This window comes from Nocardia jinanensis (assembly GCF_014645735.1).
Taxonomy (GTDB): domain Bacteria; phylum Actinomycetota; class Actinomycetes; order Mycobacteriales; family Mycobacteriaceae; genus Nocardia; species Nocardia jinanensis.
This window is the reverse complement of record NZ_BMMH01000001.1, coordinates 884,305-899,606: the sequence shown is the minus strand read 5'-3', so window position 1 is coordinate 899,606 and position 15,302 is coordinate 884,305. Positions and strand designations below refer to the sequence as shown.

The following is a 15,302-nucleotide window of genomic DNA, read 5'->3' as shown; positions in this document are numbered from 1 at the left end:
CGGGTGTGGTCCGGCTGTCGCCGGGCGACTGTAGTGTGCGGGTGGTGACGACAGTGCCAGAGACCTCGGACCCCGAGACCATCCCCGCCGACTCGCCTCGAGACCCCGGTACCGGCCCGGCAGTGTCCGGCTCCGTCAGCCGGCGCATCGCCGACGAGCTCTCGGTGCGGGAGAACCAGGTCCGGGCTGCCGTCGAACTACTGGACGCCGGTTCGACCGTGCCGTTCATCGCGCGGTACCGCAAAGAGGCCACCGATGGTCTGGACGACGCGCAGTTGCGCACGCTCGAGGAGCGTCTGCACTATCTGCGCGAACTCGACGAACGCCGTGCCACCATCGTCGAATCCATTCGTGGACAGGGCAAACTCGACGAGGCGCTGCACCGGCAGCTGCTACTGGCCGAAACGAAGGCCCGGCTCGAGGATATCTACCTGCCCTATAAGCCCAAGCGCCGCACCAAGGCTCAGATCGCGCGCGAGGCCGGGCACGAACCCGTAGCGGATGCCCTGCTGAGCGAGCCGGATACCGATCCGGCCGGGTACACCGCCGAACAGCTCGAGGGCGCCCGCGCCATCTTGGTCGAGCGTTTCGCCGAAGACGCCGATCTGGTGGGCGAACTGCGTGAACTCATGTGGAATCGGGGACGTCTCACCGCCACCGTGCGACCCGGTAAGGAAGAGGCCGGAGCGAAGTTCTCCGACTACTTCGAATTCGGCGAAGAATTCGCGAGCTTGCCCTCCCATCGCATTCTGGCGCTGCTGCGCGGTGAGAAAGAAGAGGTGCTCAGCCTGCACCTCGACCCCGAACCCGCCGATTCCGAACTCGCGCCCGGCGAACGCAGCCTCTACGAAGCCCGGGTCGCACAGCGTTTCTCGATCGCCGAGGCCGGGCGCGCCGCCGACAGCTGGCTGCTCGATACGGTGCGCTGGGCCTGGCGGACCAAACTTCAGGTGAGCCTGGGCATCGACACCCGGATGCGCCTGCGGCAGGCCGCCGAACGCGACGCGGTCGACGTATTCGCCGCCAACCTGCGCGATCTGCTGCTGGCCGCGCCCGCCGGAACCCGCACCACCATGGGCCTGGATCCGGGCTACCGCACCGGTGTCAAGGTCGCGGTGGTGGACGCCACCGGCAAGGCGGTGGCCACCGAGGTGGTGTATCCGCACAAACCGCAGAACCAGACCGAGAAATCGCTGGCGGTGCTCGGCGCTCTGGTGGCGAGGTTCGGGGTCGAACTCATCGCCATCGGCAACGGGACGGCATCCCGGGAAACCGATGCGCTCGCCGCGCAACTCATCGAGCGGATCCCGGAGCACAAACCGACCAAGATCGTGGTCTCCGAAGCGGGGGCCTCGGTGTACTCGGCATCGGCGTACGCCTCACAGGAACTGCCCGATATGGACGTCTCGTTGCGTGGTGCGGTCTCGATCGCGCGCCGGTTGCAGGATCCGCTGGCCGAACTGGTCAAAATCGAGCCGAAATCGATCGGCGTCGGGCAGTACCAGCACGATATTTCGGAAACGCTGCTGGCCCGCTCGCTGGGCGCGGTGGTGGAGGATGCCGTGAACGCGGTCGGTGTCGATGTGAACACCGCTTCCGTTCCGCTGCTGTCGCGGGTCTCCGGTGTCACCGGTTCGGTGGCCGAGAGCATTGTCGCCCACCGTGATCAGAACGGGCCCTTCCGCAGCCGGACCGCGCTGCTGGCTGTGCCGCGGCTGGGCCCCAAGGCATTCGAACAGTGCGCGGGCTTCCTGCGGATCCGCGGTGGCGACGATCCGCTCGACACCTCGGCCGTGCACCCGGAGGCCTACCCTGTGGTGCGCCGGATCCTGGATTCCACCGGCACCGGTATCGCCGAGGTCATCGGTAACGGCACGGTCCTGCGCACCCTGCGCCCGGCCGAGTTCACCGACGAGAAATTCGGTGTCCCCACCGTCACCGACATCATCAGCGAACTGGAGAAGCCCGGCCGCGACCCGCGTCCGGAGTTCAAAACCGCGGAATTCGCGGCGGGGATCGAGAAGGTCGCCGATCTGGAACCCGGGATGGTGCTGGAGGGGGTCGTCACCAACGTTGCCGCGTTCGGTGCCTTCGTCGACGTCGGTGTCCACCAGGACGGTCTGGTGCATGTCTCCGCGATGTCGCGCAATTTCGTGCGCGACCCCCGAGAAGTGGTCAAATCCGGCGATGTGGTCAAGGTCAAGGTGCTCGAGGTCGATATCGCGCGCCAGCGGATCGGGTTGTCGCTGCGGCTCGACGACGAACCGGGGGCGCCCAAACCGGAACGAGGCCAGGGCCCCGGAGAACGCGGCCGTGGCCGCGGCGGCCGCGACGGTGGTGCCCGCACCGGCGGTGGCGATCGGGGCGGTCGGGCACAAGGGCGCACCGACAAGAACCCCGGCGGGCAGGCCGGTGGCCAGAGCAACAGTGGCCAGAGCAACGGTGGCAATCGCGGCGGCGGGAGCGGTCAGAGCAACGGTGGCAATCGCGGCGGCGGCAGCGGTCAGGGGCGCAATCGAGGTCAGGGCCGGGACGGCCGGCGCGATAATGCTCCTGTGAACGGTGCCATGGCCGAGGCGTTGCGCCGGGCGGGTTTCGGGAAGTGACCACGAGCTGATTCGGGGGCCGGTATGCGGCAGTGGCTGTCCGAGGACGTGATCGCCGCGGGCCGGCTTCCGCTGCTGTGTTTCCTGTTCGGCTTCATCGTCGGATTCCTGGTGATCCGGGTCAGCGTGCGGCTGATCCGGGCCCAGGTGCGCTGGTGGCCCGGGAACCTGAAATCCGGCGGTGTCCATATCCACCACATGGTGTTCGGCGTGGTGCTGGTACTGATCTCCGGTATAGGAATGATCGCCGGGGGCGAGGACAGCGGCACCGCCACGGCCGCCGCGCTGGCCGCCGCGTTCGGAGTCGGGGCGGCGCTCGTCCTCGACGAGTTCGCGCTTCTGTACTACTTGCGCGATGTGTACTGGGAGGAGCAGGGCCGGACCTCGGTCGACGCGGTATTCGTAGCGCTCGCCGTCACCGGCCTGCTGCTGCTGGGATTCCACCCGCTGTGGCTGCTGGAGATCAACGGTGTGCGGCACCAGCCGGGGATCGAGACGCGGTTGTTGGTCGCCGGGTTCGCGGTGGTGAATCTGGGGCTGGCCGCGGTGGTCATCGCCAAGGGCAAGATCTGGACCGGGTTGTTCGGCATGTTCTTCCTGCCGCTGCTGGTGGTCGGTGCGCTGCGGCTCAGCCGCCCCGGAGCGCCCTGGGCGCGCTGGCGCTACGGCGGCCGTCGGCGCCTCATGTACCGCGCCATCGTGCGGGAACGCCGATACCGCCGCCCGGTGATCCGGGCCAAGATCTTCGTCCAGGACCTGATCGCCGGGAGTCCGGACGTCGACCACGCGCGGTCGGCGGCCGAAGTGGAACTCGCGCGTAAGGTGAAACCGGCCCCGCCTCCGCCGGCGCGTCATCATCCGCTGTTGCAGGAATTGCACCTGTGGCCGCCCGATCGGCCCGACCGGACCGAGGAGGCGGCGAGCCCACCGGGGCCGGTTTCCGAAAGCGACCCCTGATCTGGCACAATGCACAGGTTGCCCTGGGCATGTCCCGGGCGCACCCCACATTCGGAGCACGAACCGGTCGAGCCTCCGCGCCGCCAGGTTCCTCTGTTCGCGCGACCATCAGAAGGATGATCATGAACACCCTTGATTTCGTCGACGAGAGCTCGCTGCGCAGCGACGTCCCCGACTTCCGGCCGGGCGATACCCTCAATGTGCACGTGAAGGTCATCGAGGGCTCCAAGGAACGTATCCAGGTCTTCAAGGGCGCCGTCATCCGGCGCCAGGGTGGCGGTATCCGCGAGACCTTCACCGTGCGCAAGGTGTCGTTCGGTGTCGGTGTGGAGCGCACCTTCCCGGTGCACAGCCCCACCATCGATCACATCGATGTGGTGACCCGCGGTGACGTCCGCCGCGCCAAGCTGTACTACCTGCGGGAGCTGCGCGGTAAGGCCGCCAAGATCAAGGAAAAGCGCTGACCCGTCGCTGACCGCCGACACCCGTGCGCCCCGGCACACGCCGGTGACCTCGGTAAACAGCATATGTAGCCCGGTGCCACGATTCCGTTGTGGCACCGGGCTACGCTGTTCGCGTGGCAGATGAGAGTTGGTCGGTTTCCGGATCCGGATCCAGGGACGAACCGCCGAGAAGACGCCGTGCGCGCAAGCAGGTCAAAGCGAAGCGGCAGCGCCCGTTCTGGCAGGAACTTCCCATCCTGCTTGTCATCGCGGCGATCATCGCCGCCCTCATGGTCACCTTCGTCGGCCGCCCCTATGTCATTCCCTCGCAGTCCATGGAACCCACCCTGCACGGATGCGCCGGCTGTACCGGCGACCGGATCTATGTGCAGAAGGTGAGCTATTACTGGAGCGATCCGAAACCCGGCGATGTGGTCGTGTTCGTGGGCCCGCAGTCCTGGAACGATCACTACGTCTCCATCCGCTCCGACAACCCCGCGGTCCGCGGCATCCAGAATTTCTTCGCATTCTTCGGCCTCGTACCACCGGACGAGAACGACCTGGTGAAACGCGTGATCGCGGTCGGCGGTCAGACCGTGGAGTGCTGCGACGAACAAGGCCGGGTCATGGTGGACGGCAAACCGCTGGACGAGCCCTACGTCGCCGACGACTATCCGTGGGTGCCGGGTCAGCCGAACGCCGCCTACCCGGTCGGCCGGGTCTTCGGGCCGGTACTGGTTCCGCCGGGTCATCTGTGGGTGATGGGTGACAACCGCAACGAATCCCGCGATTCCCGCGCCCATGTCGGCGATGAGCTGCAGGGCACGGTGCCCATCGAAAACGTTCGCGGCAAAGCCGTCTTCAAGATCTGGCCGCCCGGCCGGATCGGTCCAGTGACCTCGCAGGATCCGCAATAGGCGAGAGGGCGTTCGGTCGTCGCCCCGGCTCGCTTCCGGGGAATTTCGCTCCGTTGCCGTTTCTCGTGCGGCCGATCGCATTGCCGGACAAGCCGTTCGACCGGACCTACCGGTGCTGCGTTCGACCCGGTGCGGGATAATCGGGCTGTGGTTCCGATCATCTGTCGCGAGGTGGCCAGTGACACGAAATAACCGTGCCGGCGCCGGTGCGGGGCGAGACACCAGTTGGCCGCCGCGTGTGGTGGTACGCAAGGCCGCTGGTCTGCGGACGCTCGATTCGGCGCTGAACCGTGTCGGCCTGGGGCCGGTCGCGGGGGTGGACGAGGCGGGCCGCGGGCCGAGTGCCGGGCCGCTGGTGGTGGCCGCGTGTGTCCTCGCGCCGAAAGCATCCGTTGCGCTGGCCGGGCTCAACGACTCCAAGAAGTTGACCGAGACGGCCCGCGAGTCGCTGTTCCCGGTGATCAAGCGGCTGGCCCTGGCCTGGAAGGTGGTGGTGATCCCGGCCGCGGAGATAGACGCGATCGGGATCCATGTCGCCAATATCGAGGGCATGCGTCGCGCGGTCGCGGGCCTGGACCGCTCGCCGGGCTATGTGCTCACCGACGGGTTCCGGGTGCCGGGGCTGGCGGTGCCGTCGCTACCGGTGATCGGTGGCGATGCCAGTGCCGCCTGTATCGCGGCGGCCAGTGTGCTGGCCAAGGTCACCCGGGACCGGATGATGGTCGAACTCGATCAGCGCCGCCCGGGCTATGGATTCGCCGAGCACAAGGGCTACAACACCACCCAGCACCTCGAGGCGCTGCGCCGGCTCGGGCCGTGCCCGGAACATCGCCGGTCGTGGCGTACGGTGCGCGAATGCGGCGCGCCGGCACCCGCGGCGGCCGAATCCCTGGTCCTCGCCACCGCCGATACCGGTGGCGCCGCCTGACCGGGGTGTGCCCGGCCCGGCGCGACCCGTCGCGCGGCGCGCCGACACCGTGCGGCACGGCCCACGGTGACATGCCCGGGCGCGATGAGCGATGATGTCAGCAGACGCAAGGCGGCGAGAAGGAGGACGTTCCACCCGATGAGTGCCGAGGACCTCGAGAAATACGAAACCGAGATGGAGCTCTCGCTCTACCGGGAGTACAAGGACATCGTCGGTCAGTTCTCGTACGTGGTGGAAACCGAACGCCGTTTCTATCTGGCCAACTCGGTGGAGCTACGACCGCAGAACGCCGACGGCGAGGTGTACTTCGAAGTACGGATGAGTGATGCGTGGGTGTGGGATATGTACCGGCCCGCGCGCTTCGTCAAACACGTCCGGGTGATCACCTTCAAGGATGTGAACATCGAAGAGCTGGAGAAGCCGGACCTGCGCCTGCCGGAATGAGTCGCCGTAACGGGTAGCGCCCGGCACGCCGGGTGATCTGTCCACAGGCCAGGAGTTGTCCACAGGTCTGCGTTTACCGCAGGTCACCGCCACAGCGAGCCCGGAGACACGGCGGATTCTGGGCCCGTGGGACACAATGCGGCGCTCGGCGCACACGGGGAGGAACTGGCGGCCAGATACCTGAAGGCCGCCGGTATGGAGATCGTCTGCCGTAACTGGCGGTGCCGATACGGCGAACTGGACCTGGTGGTCCGCGATGCGGGAGTGACCGCGTTCGTCGAGGTGAAGACCAGATCGGGGCTCGGCTACGGAACACCGGCCGAGGCCGTCACCTACGACAAACGGCAACGGATCCGTCGACTGGCGTTGCTCTGGCTCACCGAACAGGACGGGCCTTGGCAGCGGATCCGCTTCGACGTGGTCTCGATCCTGCTCTCACGCACCGATGACCCCGTGATCGATCACCTCCGGGCGGTGTTCTGATGCCCCTCGGCAGAGCCTGCTCGATCGCGGTGCGCGGCATCGACGGGCAGGTCGTGGAGATCGAGGCCGATATCGGGCAGGGACTGCCGTCGGTGCATCTGGTCGGTCTGCCGGACGCCTCGCTCCAGGAATCCCGGGACCGGGTCCGGGCGGCTGTCGCGAACACCGGGGAGAAATGGCCGGACGGCCGGGTGATCCTGGCGCTGTCACCGGCGACGTTACCCAAGGTCGGGTCCGTCTACGATCTCGCGCTGGCCGCCGCGGTACTCGATGCCGCCGATATCGTGCCCGCGGCGCGGCTCACCGGCACGGTGCTCCTGGGCGAACTCGCGCTCGACGGGCGGTTGCGCCGGGTCCGGGGAATCCTGCCCGCCGTACTGGCAGCCCGCCGGGCGGGCCGGAAGACGGTGGTGGTCCCGGAGGAAGCCCTGCCGGAAGCGGGCCTGGTCGCCGGGATCCGGGTGCTGGGTGCGCCGACGTTGCGCGCCGCCATCGACTGGCTGCGTGGCGAAGGGGGCCTCGAGGAATCCACGGGCGTCCTCACGACACAACAGGCGACTCCGGCCGGGGACCTCCGTGATGTCGCCGGGCAGCACGAGGCGCGCTGGGCGCTGGAGGTCGCCGCCGCCGGCGGACATCACCTTCTGCTCACCGGCGCGCCCGGTATCGGGAAGACCATGCTGGCGCAGCGCCTGCCGGGGGTGCTGCCGCCGCTGTCGGAGAACGAGGCGCTGGAGGTCACGGCCATTCATTCGGTAGCGGGGACGCTCTCCGACGAACAACCGCTGATCACCACGCCGCCGTTCGTCGCGCCGCACCATTCGACTTCGGTCAGTGCCATGGTGGGCGGCGGGTCGGGGTCGGCGCGGCCCGGCGCGGTGAGCCGCGCCCATCGGGGCGTGCTGTTCCTGGACGAATGCGCCGAGATCGGCGCCAAGGTGCTCGAAGCGATGCGTACCCCGCTGGAGGAGGGGGAGATCCGGATCGCCCGTCGCGACGGAGTGGCCCGGTACCCGGCGCGGTTCCAACTCGTATTGGCCGCCAATCCGTGTCCCTGCGCCCCCGCCCGCGATATGGATTGCATCTGCGCTCCACTCGCGCGCCGCCGCTACCTGGGAAAATTATCCGGTCCGCTGATGGATCGCATCGATATCTGGTTGCAGATGCATCCGCTGTCGGGCGCCGGGCTCACGGTGGCGGAATCGGAGGACAGCGCCACTGTCCGCGGTCGGGTGACCGCGGCCCGGGCGGCCGCCGTCGATCGGTGGCGCGACGACGGTTGGCGTACCAACGCCGAGGTTCCGGGGCATGCGCTGCGCCGCCGGTTCCCATTACCCGCCGAGACGACGGCGCCGGTGGAGGCGGCGCTGCGGCTCGGCCGGATCTCGGCGCGCGGCGCCGACCGGGCGCTGCGGGTCGCGTGGACCGTCTGCGATCTGCGTGGCGGCGACAGGCCCACCGCGCACGATGTGATGCAGGCTCTCGACTTCCGTCAGCGGAGTCCGAGGTGAACCCCGCCGGAATCGGCGCGGCGACAGTGCGGGGGGATCTCGGCGAGCACGAGGAGCGACAGTTGGCCTGGGCATACCTGTCCCGGGTGGTGCTCGGACCGTGCCCGGCACTGACAGCGCTGATCGACTCGGTCGGAGTGTGTGAGGCGGCGCGAGCGGTGCGCGAACGCGCGCTACCGCCCGTATTGCGCACGGTGACGGAGCGTCGACGGGAACTCGATACGGCCGCGCGGGATCTGGAAACGATACGCACCCGCGGCGGTCGTCTCGTGACCCCGGACGACGCGGAATGGCCGGCCTGGCGAATGCTCGGGCTGGCCCAGCTCACCCCGGGCCGCGACCCGGACGGCGCCCTACCGCTGGTGTTCTGGGTCCGAGGCCACCGGAATCTGAGCGAACTCACCGAGCATGCGCTGGCGGTGGTCGGCGCCCGCTGTAGCACCGGATACGGCGACCGGGTGGCCGGTGAGATCACCGGGGAGCTGGCGGCCCGCGGCTGGACCATTGTCTCCGGCGCTGCCTTCGGGATAGACGGCACTGCGCACCGGGCAGCCCTGACGGTCGGTGGAGCCACCATCGCTGTCATGGCCTGCGGTGCCGACCGGGCCTACCCCACTCAGCACGAACGCCTCATCGCCCGGATCGCGGAAACCGGCCTGGTTATCAGCGAATACCCGCCCGGTACGTTCGCGCGCAAGCACCATTTCCTGGCCAGGAACCGGCTGATCGCCGCGCTGGCCGACGGAGTGCTGGTGGTCGAGGCGGGAATGCGCAGCGGGGCCCGCAATACCGTGAAATGGGCGCGCCGAATCGGTCGCCCCGCGCTCGCGGTGCCGGGTTCGGTGGAATCAGCGGCCTCCGCGGGCTGCCACCGTATGATCCGCGACGGGGAGGCGGTGCTCGTCACCGGAACGGCGGAGGTACTGGCCGAAACAGCGCCCTCGCGTCTACCGCTGAGCACCGGCTCGAAGTCGTCCGAGGTCGATCGCCCCGGTGGCCCCGAGGCACGGATACTGGCGGCACTTCCCGCTACCGGTGGCAGGTGGCCGCACGATATCTCCGCCATGACCGGACTGGAGGCAGCCGAGGTACGGGCCGCACTGGTAGCGCTCGATATGTCGGGTGCGGCCGCTCGTGGCGAAGCGGGCTGGTTCCGGCTGGACCGAGCAGGGGAAGGAGGCGAATGACATCAGCCGTCGCGCGGAGGGGCGTTACCACCCACACGCCCTCCGACCAGACCCCGGTCCGGTGCAGTTCGTTCGGTGTTCTCGGGCGGTGCGTGGGGCACCTCCGAACATCTCCGGTTCGGCACAAACGCAGGAACTCGAATCAATAGCGAGAATGCCAGGTGCTGCGGCGGGTTCACCGGTCGGTGTGCGGGATGGGTGCGCGGGGGACGGAAAGTGAGAACCCCGGCGGATATCGGCGCGTGGGCTTGCGGTTCGGGGCTGCGGGGGTGACGGTGAGACAGTGCGTGAGCTGCCCGAGGATCTGGAAGCCCTACTGACCGAATATGGGCGGCATCTGCGGCTCGGCCGTAACCGGTCGGTACATACGGTGCGCGCCTACGCCGGTGATATCCGCTCGCTTCTGGGACATCTGGTCGACCATGCCGCCGACGCCTCGGTGCGCGAGCTGGACCTGCCGGCCATGCGTTCGTGGCTGGCAGCGCACGCGGATCGTGGTGCGGCGCGAACCAGCATGGCGCGGCGAGCCTCGGCGGCGCGAGCATTCACCGCGTGGCTCACCCGGACCGGGCGGCTGACCGTGGACCCCGGTCTCCGGCTCGCCGCGCCGAAAGCCCACCGCAGTCTGCCTGCTGTTCTCGGACAGGAGCAGGCAGGTCGCGTGATGAACGCCGCGGAATCGGGCGCCGAGCAGCACGATCCGCTGGCGTTGCGAGATCGGCTCATCGTGGAACTTCTGTACGCCACCGGGATCCGGGTCGGTGAGCTGTGCGGACTGGATATCGACGATATCGACCGGGAACGGCGGCTGGTGCGTGTCCTGGGCAAGGGCAACCGGGAGCGGTCCGCGCCTTTCGGTGGACCGGCCGACCACGCGGTCGGCGAATGGCTGCGCTACGGGCGGCCCACACTGGTCACACCCGAGTCCGGTCGCGCGCTGCTGCTGGGCCGTCGCGGCCGCCGGCTCGACCAGCGGCAGGCCCGGACGGTGGTGCACGCGGTGGTCTCCGCGGTCCCGGGCACCGCCGATCTGGGTCCGCACGGTCTCCGGCACACCGCGGCCACGCATCTGCTCGAAGGCGGCGCCGACCTGCGAGTCGTGCAGGAACTGCTCGGGCACGCCAGCCTCGCCACCACCCAGTTGTACACCCATGTGTCCATCGAACGATTGCGAAAAGCCCACGATCAAGCCCACCCCCGGGCCTGAGCCCTTTCCGAGCCGCGTCTCTCGTGAAGGGACGACCGGTCACCATCCCCCAGCGTGTTCTCGGTCGGTGATCCGGCAGATTCATCCGACAACCACCGGCGGCGCCGAAGCCCACTCAGTGGCAGAGCGACAGCGAGATCTCCCGCAGCGGGACGCGAGTGTCGTGCAGCCGCGCTCGACGGTCCGAGTGGTCGGGGCCGACCCGCGGCGATACGAACAGATCACTTGATCCGCGTGCCCGGCGGCGGTCGTTGGACGTCTCGTGGCACGGCGCTTACGCTGTCCGGCGGAGCCGTCCAACTGGGGCCGACCGGTACAGCGGGAGGTTAGCGTGCAGACCACGACCAGCGCGATCGCCGGATGAGTCCGGGACACGAGGAAACCGGGGGAGCGGCAGCCGGCGAGGCGGCACCGGTCGACTACAGGTTCACGCTCGCCAACGAACGCACGTTCCTGTCCTGGATTCGCACCGCGCTCGGTTTGCTGGCCGGTGGAGTCGCTGTGCACGCGGTTGTGCAGGAACAGTGGAATACGGATTTTCGTACCGCGCTGGCCGTGAGCTGTCTGGTGCTTTCACTGGTCGTGGCGGTCGGTGCGTACCTGCACTGGCGGCGGATCCGGCTCGCGATGGACCAGGGGCGTCCGCTGCCGGGCACCGTGCTGGTACCGGTGTTGTCCGCCGGGACGGCGTTCGTGGCGATCCTCGCCTGCGCGGCCATACTGCTGCGCTGAGGCCGGTGAGGTGACGAATTCGACCGAGATCCGGCTGGCCGCGGAGCGGACAGCGTTGTCCTGGCGGCGGACCTGTCTGGGGTGTGTGGCGGTCGCCCTCCTGCTCCTGCGCGCCGTGTTCGAGGCTGGATGGGATCCAGCCGCGCTCCTGCCGGGAACCGCCTGCCTGGTCCTGCTGATCGTCGCGGCCCTGGGGTACCGGCGCAACCGCCACCTCCACCTCGGGGCGGCTGGTTCGGCGGTGGCCACAATATGGTCGGTGGCCGCCGCGGTGACGGTCGCGGCGCTGGTCATCGCCGGGTATGTGGTGACGCATCCGGGACCTCCGGGGTGAGGGATCGGATTGCCGCGGCCGGGCCACGAGGCCACGGGCCGTTCCGATGGTGCCCACGTGCCGAAGCCGGCCACCCTCATATCATTCGTCCGCGGCTCGGAAAGGATGCTCAGCCGGGGTCTGCCGCTCGGTGGAAGTGGTGGACGGTGTCGGTGACCGCCCCACGGCTCGGACCGCCGACGCACTGTGGCGGGACGGCGGCGGTCCGAGGGTTGCCGTGCCGGATTATCTGTCGAGGGCACGCCGTGACCGGGAGAACGCTCCAGGTCACGCCGCTGCGGACGGTTGGTCCGGCGCCAGCGGTTTCAGCCGGATCGGAGTCCTTCGCAGGAGGCCGAGCGGGTCGAGGTATTCCCGTGATGCGTGTGCGGTGCGCTCTCGGCGCAGACCCCAGTGCAGGCATGCCGGTGCGGCACATCCGGCGTGGCCAGCGGCCAGTTCGCCGATCCGGGTATCGCGAGTGACCCGCCGGCCCACCGGTACCTCGCCCGCCACCGGCTCATAGGTGGTTCGCAAACCGCCCTCGTGGAGCACCGCCATCACAGGTTTACCGCCTACGGATCCGGCGAAGACCACAATCCCCGGACCGGCCGAGTAGACGGACTGGCCGGGGGCTCCGGCCAGGTCCACACCGCGGTGTCCCGGTAGCCAGTCCTGCTCGGGGGGATCGAACGGTCGGCCGACGACCGGTCGTGGGCGCAGCGGCCAGTCGAATCGGGTGTCCGGTGCGGCCGTCGCGGACCCGCAGGTGATCAGTGCCGCAGCTGCGAGAACCGCTGCTGTCGCGACGCGAGCCACCAGGTGGATCGGGCGGATCCCCGCTGTCCGCCCGGTCCGATAGCGGCGAAGACGACTCGACCCTCGTCGCCCCGGCCATCGGGCTGTACCGGCTGCTGGTCGTCGCGCGCCCGTGTCACGGTGCACGGTCCGGGCAAGGGCACGGCGGCGCCGGCCGCGGCGCGAACCTCACGAGTTCGCGTACCAGGTCCCGAATCAGCGGGATCGTCCGGCACACCGCGCTCGATCCGGCGGCCGAGCCCGAATTCGATCCGGTTCCGCAGCCACCGGCCCGGCTCGACCCGGTCGGTGCCCCGGCGGCATCCCCGGCGCGGGTCCGGGAGTCGGCGGGTGTGGCATCGCCGCCGGACTGCGAACCGGGTGGAGCTTGGACCAGGGACGGCGCCGGATCAGGCCGGGCTGTCTCCGGAATGCCCGCGTCCACGAGTTCACCGGTTACCGGTTTCGGCTCGGGCAGGTGGGAGCGGAGAGGCGATTCGCTTCCGGCCGCCTCGGTGGCGGCGATGTGGATATGGGCCGGGACATGAGCCGCCGGGGTCGCGGGGCCGATCTCGGGTGTGGTGCGGCCGATCTCCGAATCGGCGTGTGATACCGCCGCGGAATCCCCGGTGTAGGCCGCGGCCGTGGTCCCCGGACCGAGCGGGAAGGCGATGAACACCGTGGTCAGTGCGGTGCCGATCAACGTATCCAGTTTCCGCCTCGCCGCGGGTGACCCACGGTGGCCTGCCCGTCGCCGCTGCGGGACCGGAACGGACAGCCGGCGGTCGTCCACCCCGGGCCGCCGGATCGGAATCCTCCCGGGGGAACGTCGGAGGTGACGGTCGGGCGCGTGCCGCGCCGGTGTGGTCCCGGGAAGTGGTGACGAGCCGGGCTGCACGGCGGGAAACCGGGTCGGGCGTACCGGTGTGGTCCGCTGCGACCACGCGGTAGTCCCGTGGTCCGGCGAATCCGGCTGGGTGCGCTCGTCGCGACGACAGCCGGCCACCCGACGGGTCATCCTGCGCTCGTATCGCCTGGCCCGTCGTTCCAGATCGCTCGGCCGCGGCGGGGCGGTGTCGGAAACCGCGTGTTCTTCGGACCGGGTGCTGGATACCGCCTGGCGGCGGGCGGCTGTCGGGGCGCCGCTCGTGCGAGCGGGGTGCGCGGGTGATGCGAGCACCGATACCGCGCCCGCGCCGCGCCCACGGCCGGTGCATCGCCCGGCACCGCGGCCACGATAGATATCGCGCCGCCCGGGCGATCGCTCGGTGGTCCGCCGTGGCCAGACCGGTAATGGCAGGGTCGGGCACTCGCCCGTATTCGGCGGTCGGTCGCGGCGGGCGATATGGGGCCAGCTCCGCGGTGCCGGTGGGAGGTCCGGGTCCGCCGCGGCAGCCCCGGCGGGTGTGGTTTCGCAGGTCATATGCTCAGCCTGCCTGTGCCGTGAGCGGCCCGGAACCCGCAATTCCGGTACCTGTGGACAACTCGCCGCCTGTGAACAACCGATGTTTCATCCGGATGCCCGGATCATCCGTCCGCGGGTGGTCCGACCGGGCGATTTCCAGTTCGCGCAGCCCACGCCGTAAACTAGCGGGGCGGTCTGTGTTCGCACCGACCGACTTCGCGCACCACCGTGCTTGTTCACACGGCGCTGTCCCACCGAGTTCCCGCCGGAACCGGACGGGGCCGGCGCAATTCCGGAACAGGGGAACGTCTCGGCTGGTCCCGATTCGCTGATCGGGTCCGAGCGTTCTGTGGTGCCAGGGCAGTAGGCCGCCGGCCCGCTGCGTCAACCGGCAACGAAAGAGAGATACGGGAGCCATGGCTGTCGTAACAATGAAGCAGCTGCTCGACAGCGGCGCGCATTTCGGGCACCAGACCCGTCGCTGGAACCCGAAGATGAAGCGGTTCATCTTCACCGACCGCAACGGCATCTACATCATCGATCTGCAGCAGACGCTGACCTACATCGACAAGGCCTACGAATTCGTCAAGGAGACCGTCGCCCACGGCGGCACCGTCCTTTTCGTCGGCACCAAGAAGCAGGCGCAGGAGTCCATCGCGGCCGAGGCCACCCGGGTCGGTATGCCGTATGTGAACCAGCGCTGGCTGGGCGGCATGCTCACCAACTTCTCCACCGTGCACAAGCGCCTGCAGCGCCTCAAGGAACTCGAGGCGATGGAGCAGACCGGTGGTTTCGAGGGTCGCACCAAGAAGGAAATCCTCATGCTCACGCGTGAGATGAACAAGCTGGACCGCACCCTCGGTGGTATCCGGGACATGCAGAAGGTGCCGTCGGCCATCTGGGTCGTCGATACCAACAAGGAGCACATCGCCGTCGGCGAGGCGCGCAAGCTGAACATCCCGGTCATCGCGATCCTGGACACCAACTGCGATCCCGACCTGGTCGACTACCCGATCCCGGGTAACGACGACGCGATCCGTTCGGCCGCGCTGCTCACCAAGGTCGTCGCCTCCGCGGTGGCCGAGGGTGTACAGGCCCGGGCCGGCCGTTCCGGCGGCGACGACAAGCCCGAAGCGAGCGCCGCCGAGCCGCTGCCGGAGTGGGAGCAGGAGCTGCTGGCGCAGGCCACCCCGAGCGCCGAGGCACCGGCTGAGGCCGAAGCTCCGGCCGTGGCTCCGACCGAAGCTCCGGCCGAGGCGCCTGCGGAGACTCCGGCCGACGCCTGAGTCGTCACCTCGCGTTCGGCGGGCGCTCACCGGCTACTGGCAAGGTGAGCGCCGCCGAATCGAACTTCCCACGGTGGTGGGGGCG

15 protein-coding genes are annotated in these 15,302 nt (G+C 69.1%); 13 read left to right on the top strand and 2 right to left on the bottom strand.

The genetic code is table 11. The annotated features are described in order from the left end of the window. Positions 1–44 precede the first annotated feature (44 nt). From IEY68_RS04195 to IEY68_RS04140, 12 genes are all read left to right on the top strand, one after another. Positions 45–2,606 carry a Tex family protein gene (locus IEY68_RS04195; RefSeq protein WP_373292938.1) on the top strand — a complete coding sequence of 854 codons (2,562 nt, stop codon included), beginning with the start codon at positions 45–47 and terminating at the stop codon, positions 2,604–2,606. A gap of 24 nt (positions 2,607–2,630) precedes the next feature. Then, entirely contained in the window at positions 2,631–3,563 is a 933-nt protein-coding gene (locus IEY68_RS04190; protein ID WP_062996273.1) for a TrkH family potassium uptake protein, read from the top strand. A 122-nt stretch (positions 3,564–3,685) separates the two neighbouring features. Then, positions 3,686–4,027 carry a 50S ribosomal protein L19 gene (gene rplS, locus IEY68_RS04185; RefSeq protein ID WP_062996305.1) on the top strand — a complete coding sequence of 114 codons (342 nt, stop codon included), beginning with the start codon at positions 3,686–3,688 and terminating at the stop codon, positions 4,025–4,027. A gap of 113 nt (positions 4,028–4,140) precedes the next feature. After that, positions 4,141–4,923: a signal peptidase I gene (gene lepB / locus IEY68_RS04180; protein WP_062996271.1), complete on the top strand. Its 783-nt coding sequence runs from the start codon at positions 4,141–4,143 to the stop codon at positions 4,921–4,923. A 178-nt stretch (positions 4,924–5,101) separates the two neighbouring features. Then, the gene (locus IEY68_RS04175) at positions 5,102–5,851 is read left to right on the top strand and encodes a ribonuclease HII (protein WP_062996269.1); all 750 of its coding nucleotides are present in this window, start codon (positions 5,102–5,104) and stop codon (positions 5,849–5,851) included. Between the two features lie 138 nt (positions 5,852–5,989). Continuing rightward, positions 5,990–6,295, top strand: a complete 306-nt coding sequence (locus IEY68_RS04170) for a DUF2469 domain-containing protein (protein WP_011210678.1) — start codon at positions 5,990–5,992, stop codon at positions 6,293–6,295. A 126-nt stretch (positions 6,296–6,421) separates the two neighbouring features. Continuing rightward, positions 6,422–6,778 carry a YraN family protein gene (locus IEY68_RS04165; protein WP_062996268.1) on the top strand — a complete coding sequence of 119 codons (357 nt, stop codon included), beginning with the start codon at positions 6,422–6,424 and terminating at the stop codon, positions 6,776–6,778. Next, positions 6,778–8,289, top strand: a complete 1,512-nt coding sequence (locus tag IEY68_RS04160) for a YifB family Mg chelatase-like AAA ATPase (RefSeq protein ID WP_062996266.1) — start codon at positions 6,778–6,780, stop codon at positions 8,287–8,289. The genes IEY68_RS04165 and IEY68_RS04160 overlap by 1 nt, the downstream gene beginning before the upstream one ends. Next, positions 8,286–9,476, top strand: coding sequence for a DNA-processing protein DprA (gene dprA, locus IEY68_RS04155; RefSeq protein WP_229718585.1), 1,191 nt, complete (start codon positions 8,286–8,288; stop codon positions 9,474–9,476). The genes IEY68_RS04160 and dprA overlap by 4 nt, the downstream gene beginning before the upstream one ends. 283 nt (positions 9,477–9,759) lie before the next feature. Then, on the top strand, positions 9,760–10,683 hold the full coding sequence (locus tag IEY68_RS04150) for a tyrosine recombinase XerC (RefSeq protein ID WP_062996264.1): 924 nt from the start codon (positions 9,760–9,762) through the stop codon (positions 10,681–10,683). A gap of 360 nt (positions 10,684–11,043) precedes the next feature. Then, positions 11,044–11,415 carry a YidH family protein gene (locus IEY68_RS04145; protein ID WP_062996261.1) on the top strand — a complete coding sequence of 124 codons (372 nt, stop codon included), beginning with the start codon at positions 11,044–11,046 and terminating at the stop codon, positions 11,413–11,415. Between the two features lie 10 nt (positions 11,416–11,425). After that, positions 11,426–11,749 (top strand): DUF202 domain-containing protein, encoded by a 324-nt coding sequence (locus IEY68_RS04140; protein WP_062996259.1) that lies wholly within the window; start codon positions 11,426–11,428, stop codon positions 11,747–11,749. A 267-nt stretch (positions 11,750–12,016) separates the two neighbouring features. Here the strand turns inward: IEY68_RS04140 and IEY68_RS04135 are convergent, their stop codons facing one another. Together IEY68_RS04135 and IEY68_RS04130 are read right to left on the bottom strand one after the other, a co-directional pair. Next, on the bottom strand, positions 12,017–12,547 hold the full coding sequence (locus tag IEY68_RS04135; RefSeq protein WP_373292937.1) for a M23 family metallopeptidase: 531 nt from the start codon (positions 12,545–12,547) through the stop codon (positions 12,017–12,019). Positions 12,548–12,662: 115 nt separating this feature from the next. After that, positions 12,663–13,229 carry a hypothetical protein gene (locus IEY68_RS04130; protein ID WP_189094022.1) on the bottom strand — a complete coding sequence of 189 codons (567 nt, stop codon included), beginning with the start codon at positions 13,227–13,229 and terminating at the stop codon, positions 12,663–12,665. Positions 13,230–14,347: 1,118 nt separating this feature from the next. On the opposite strand from IEY68_RS04130, the gene rpsB reads away from it, so the two are divergent. Further along, positions 14,348–15,217, top strand: coding sequence for a 30S ribosomal protein S2 (gene rpsB / locus IEY68_RS04125; RefSeq protein ID WP_062996255.1), 870 nt, complete (start codon positions 14,348–14,350; stop codon positions 15,215–15,217). Positions 15,218–15,302: the final 85 nt, after the last annotated feature.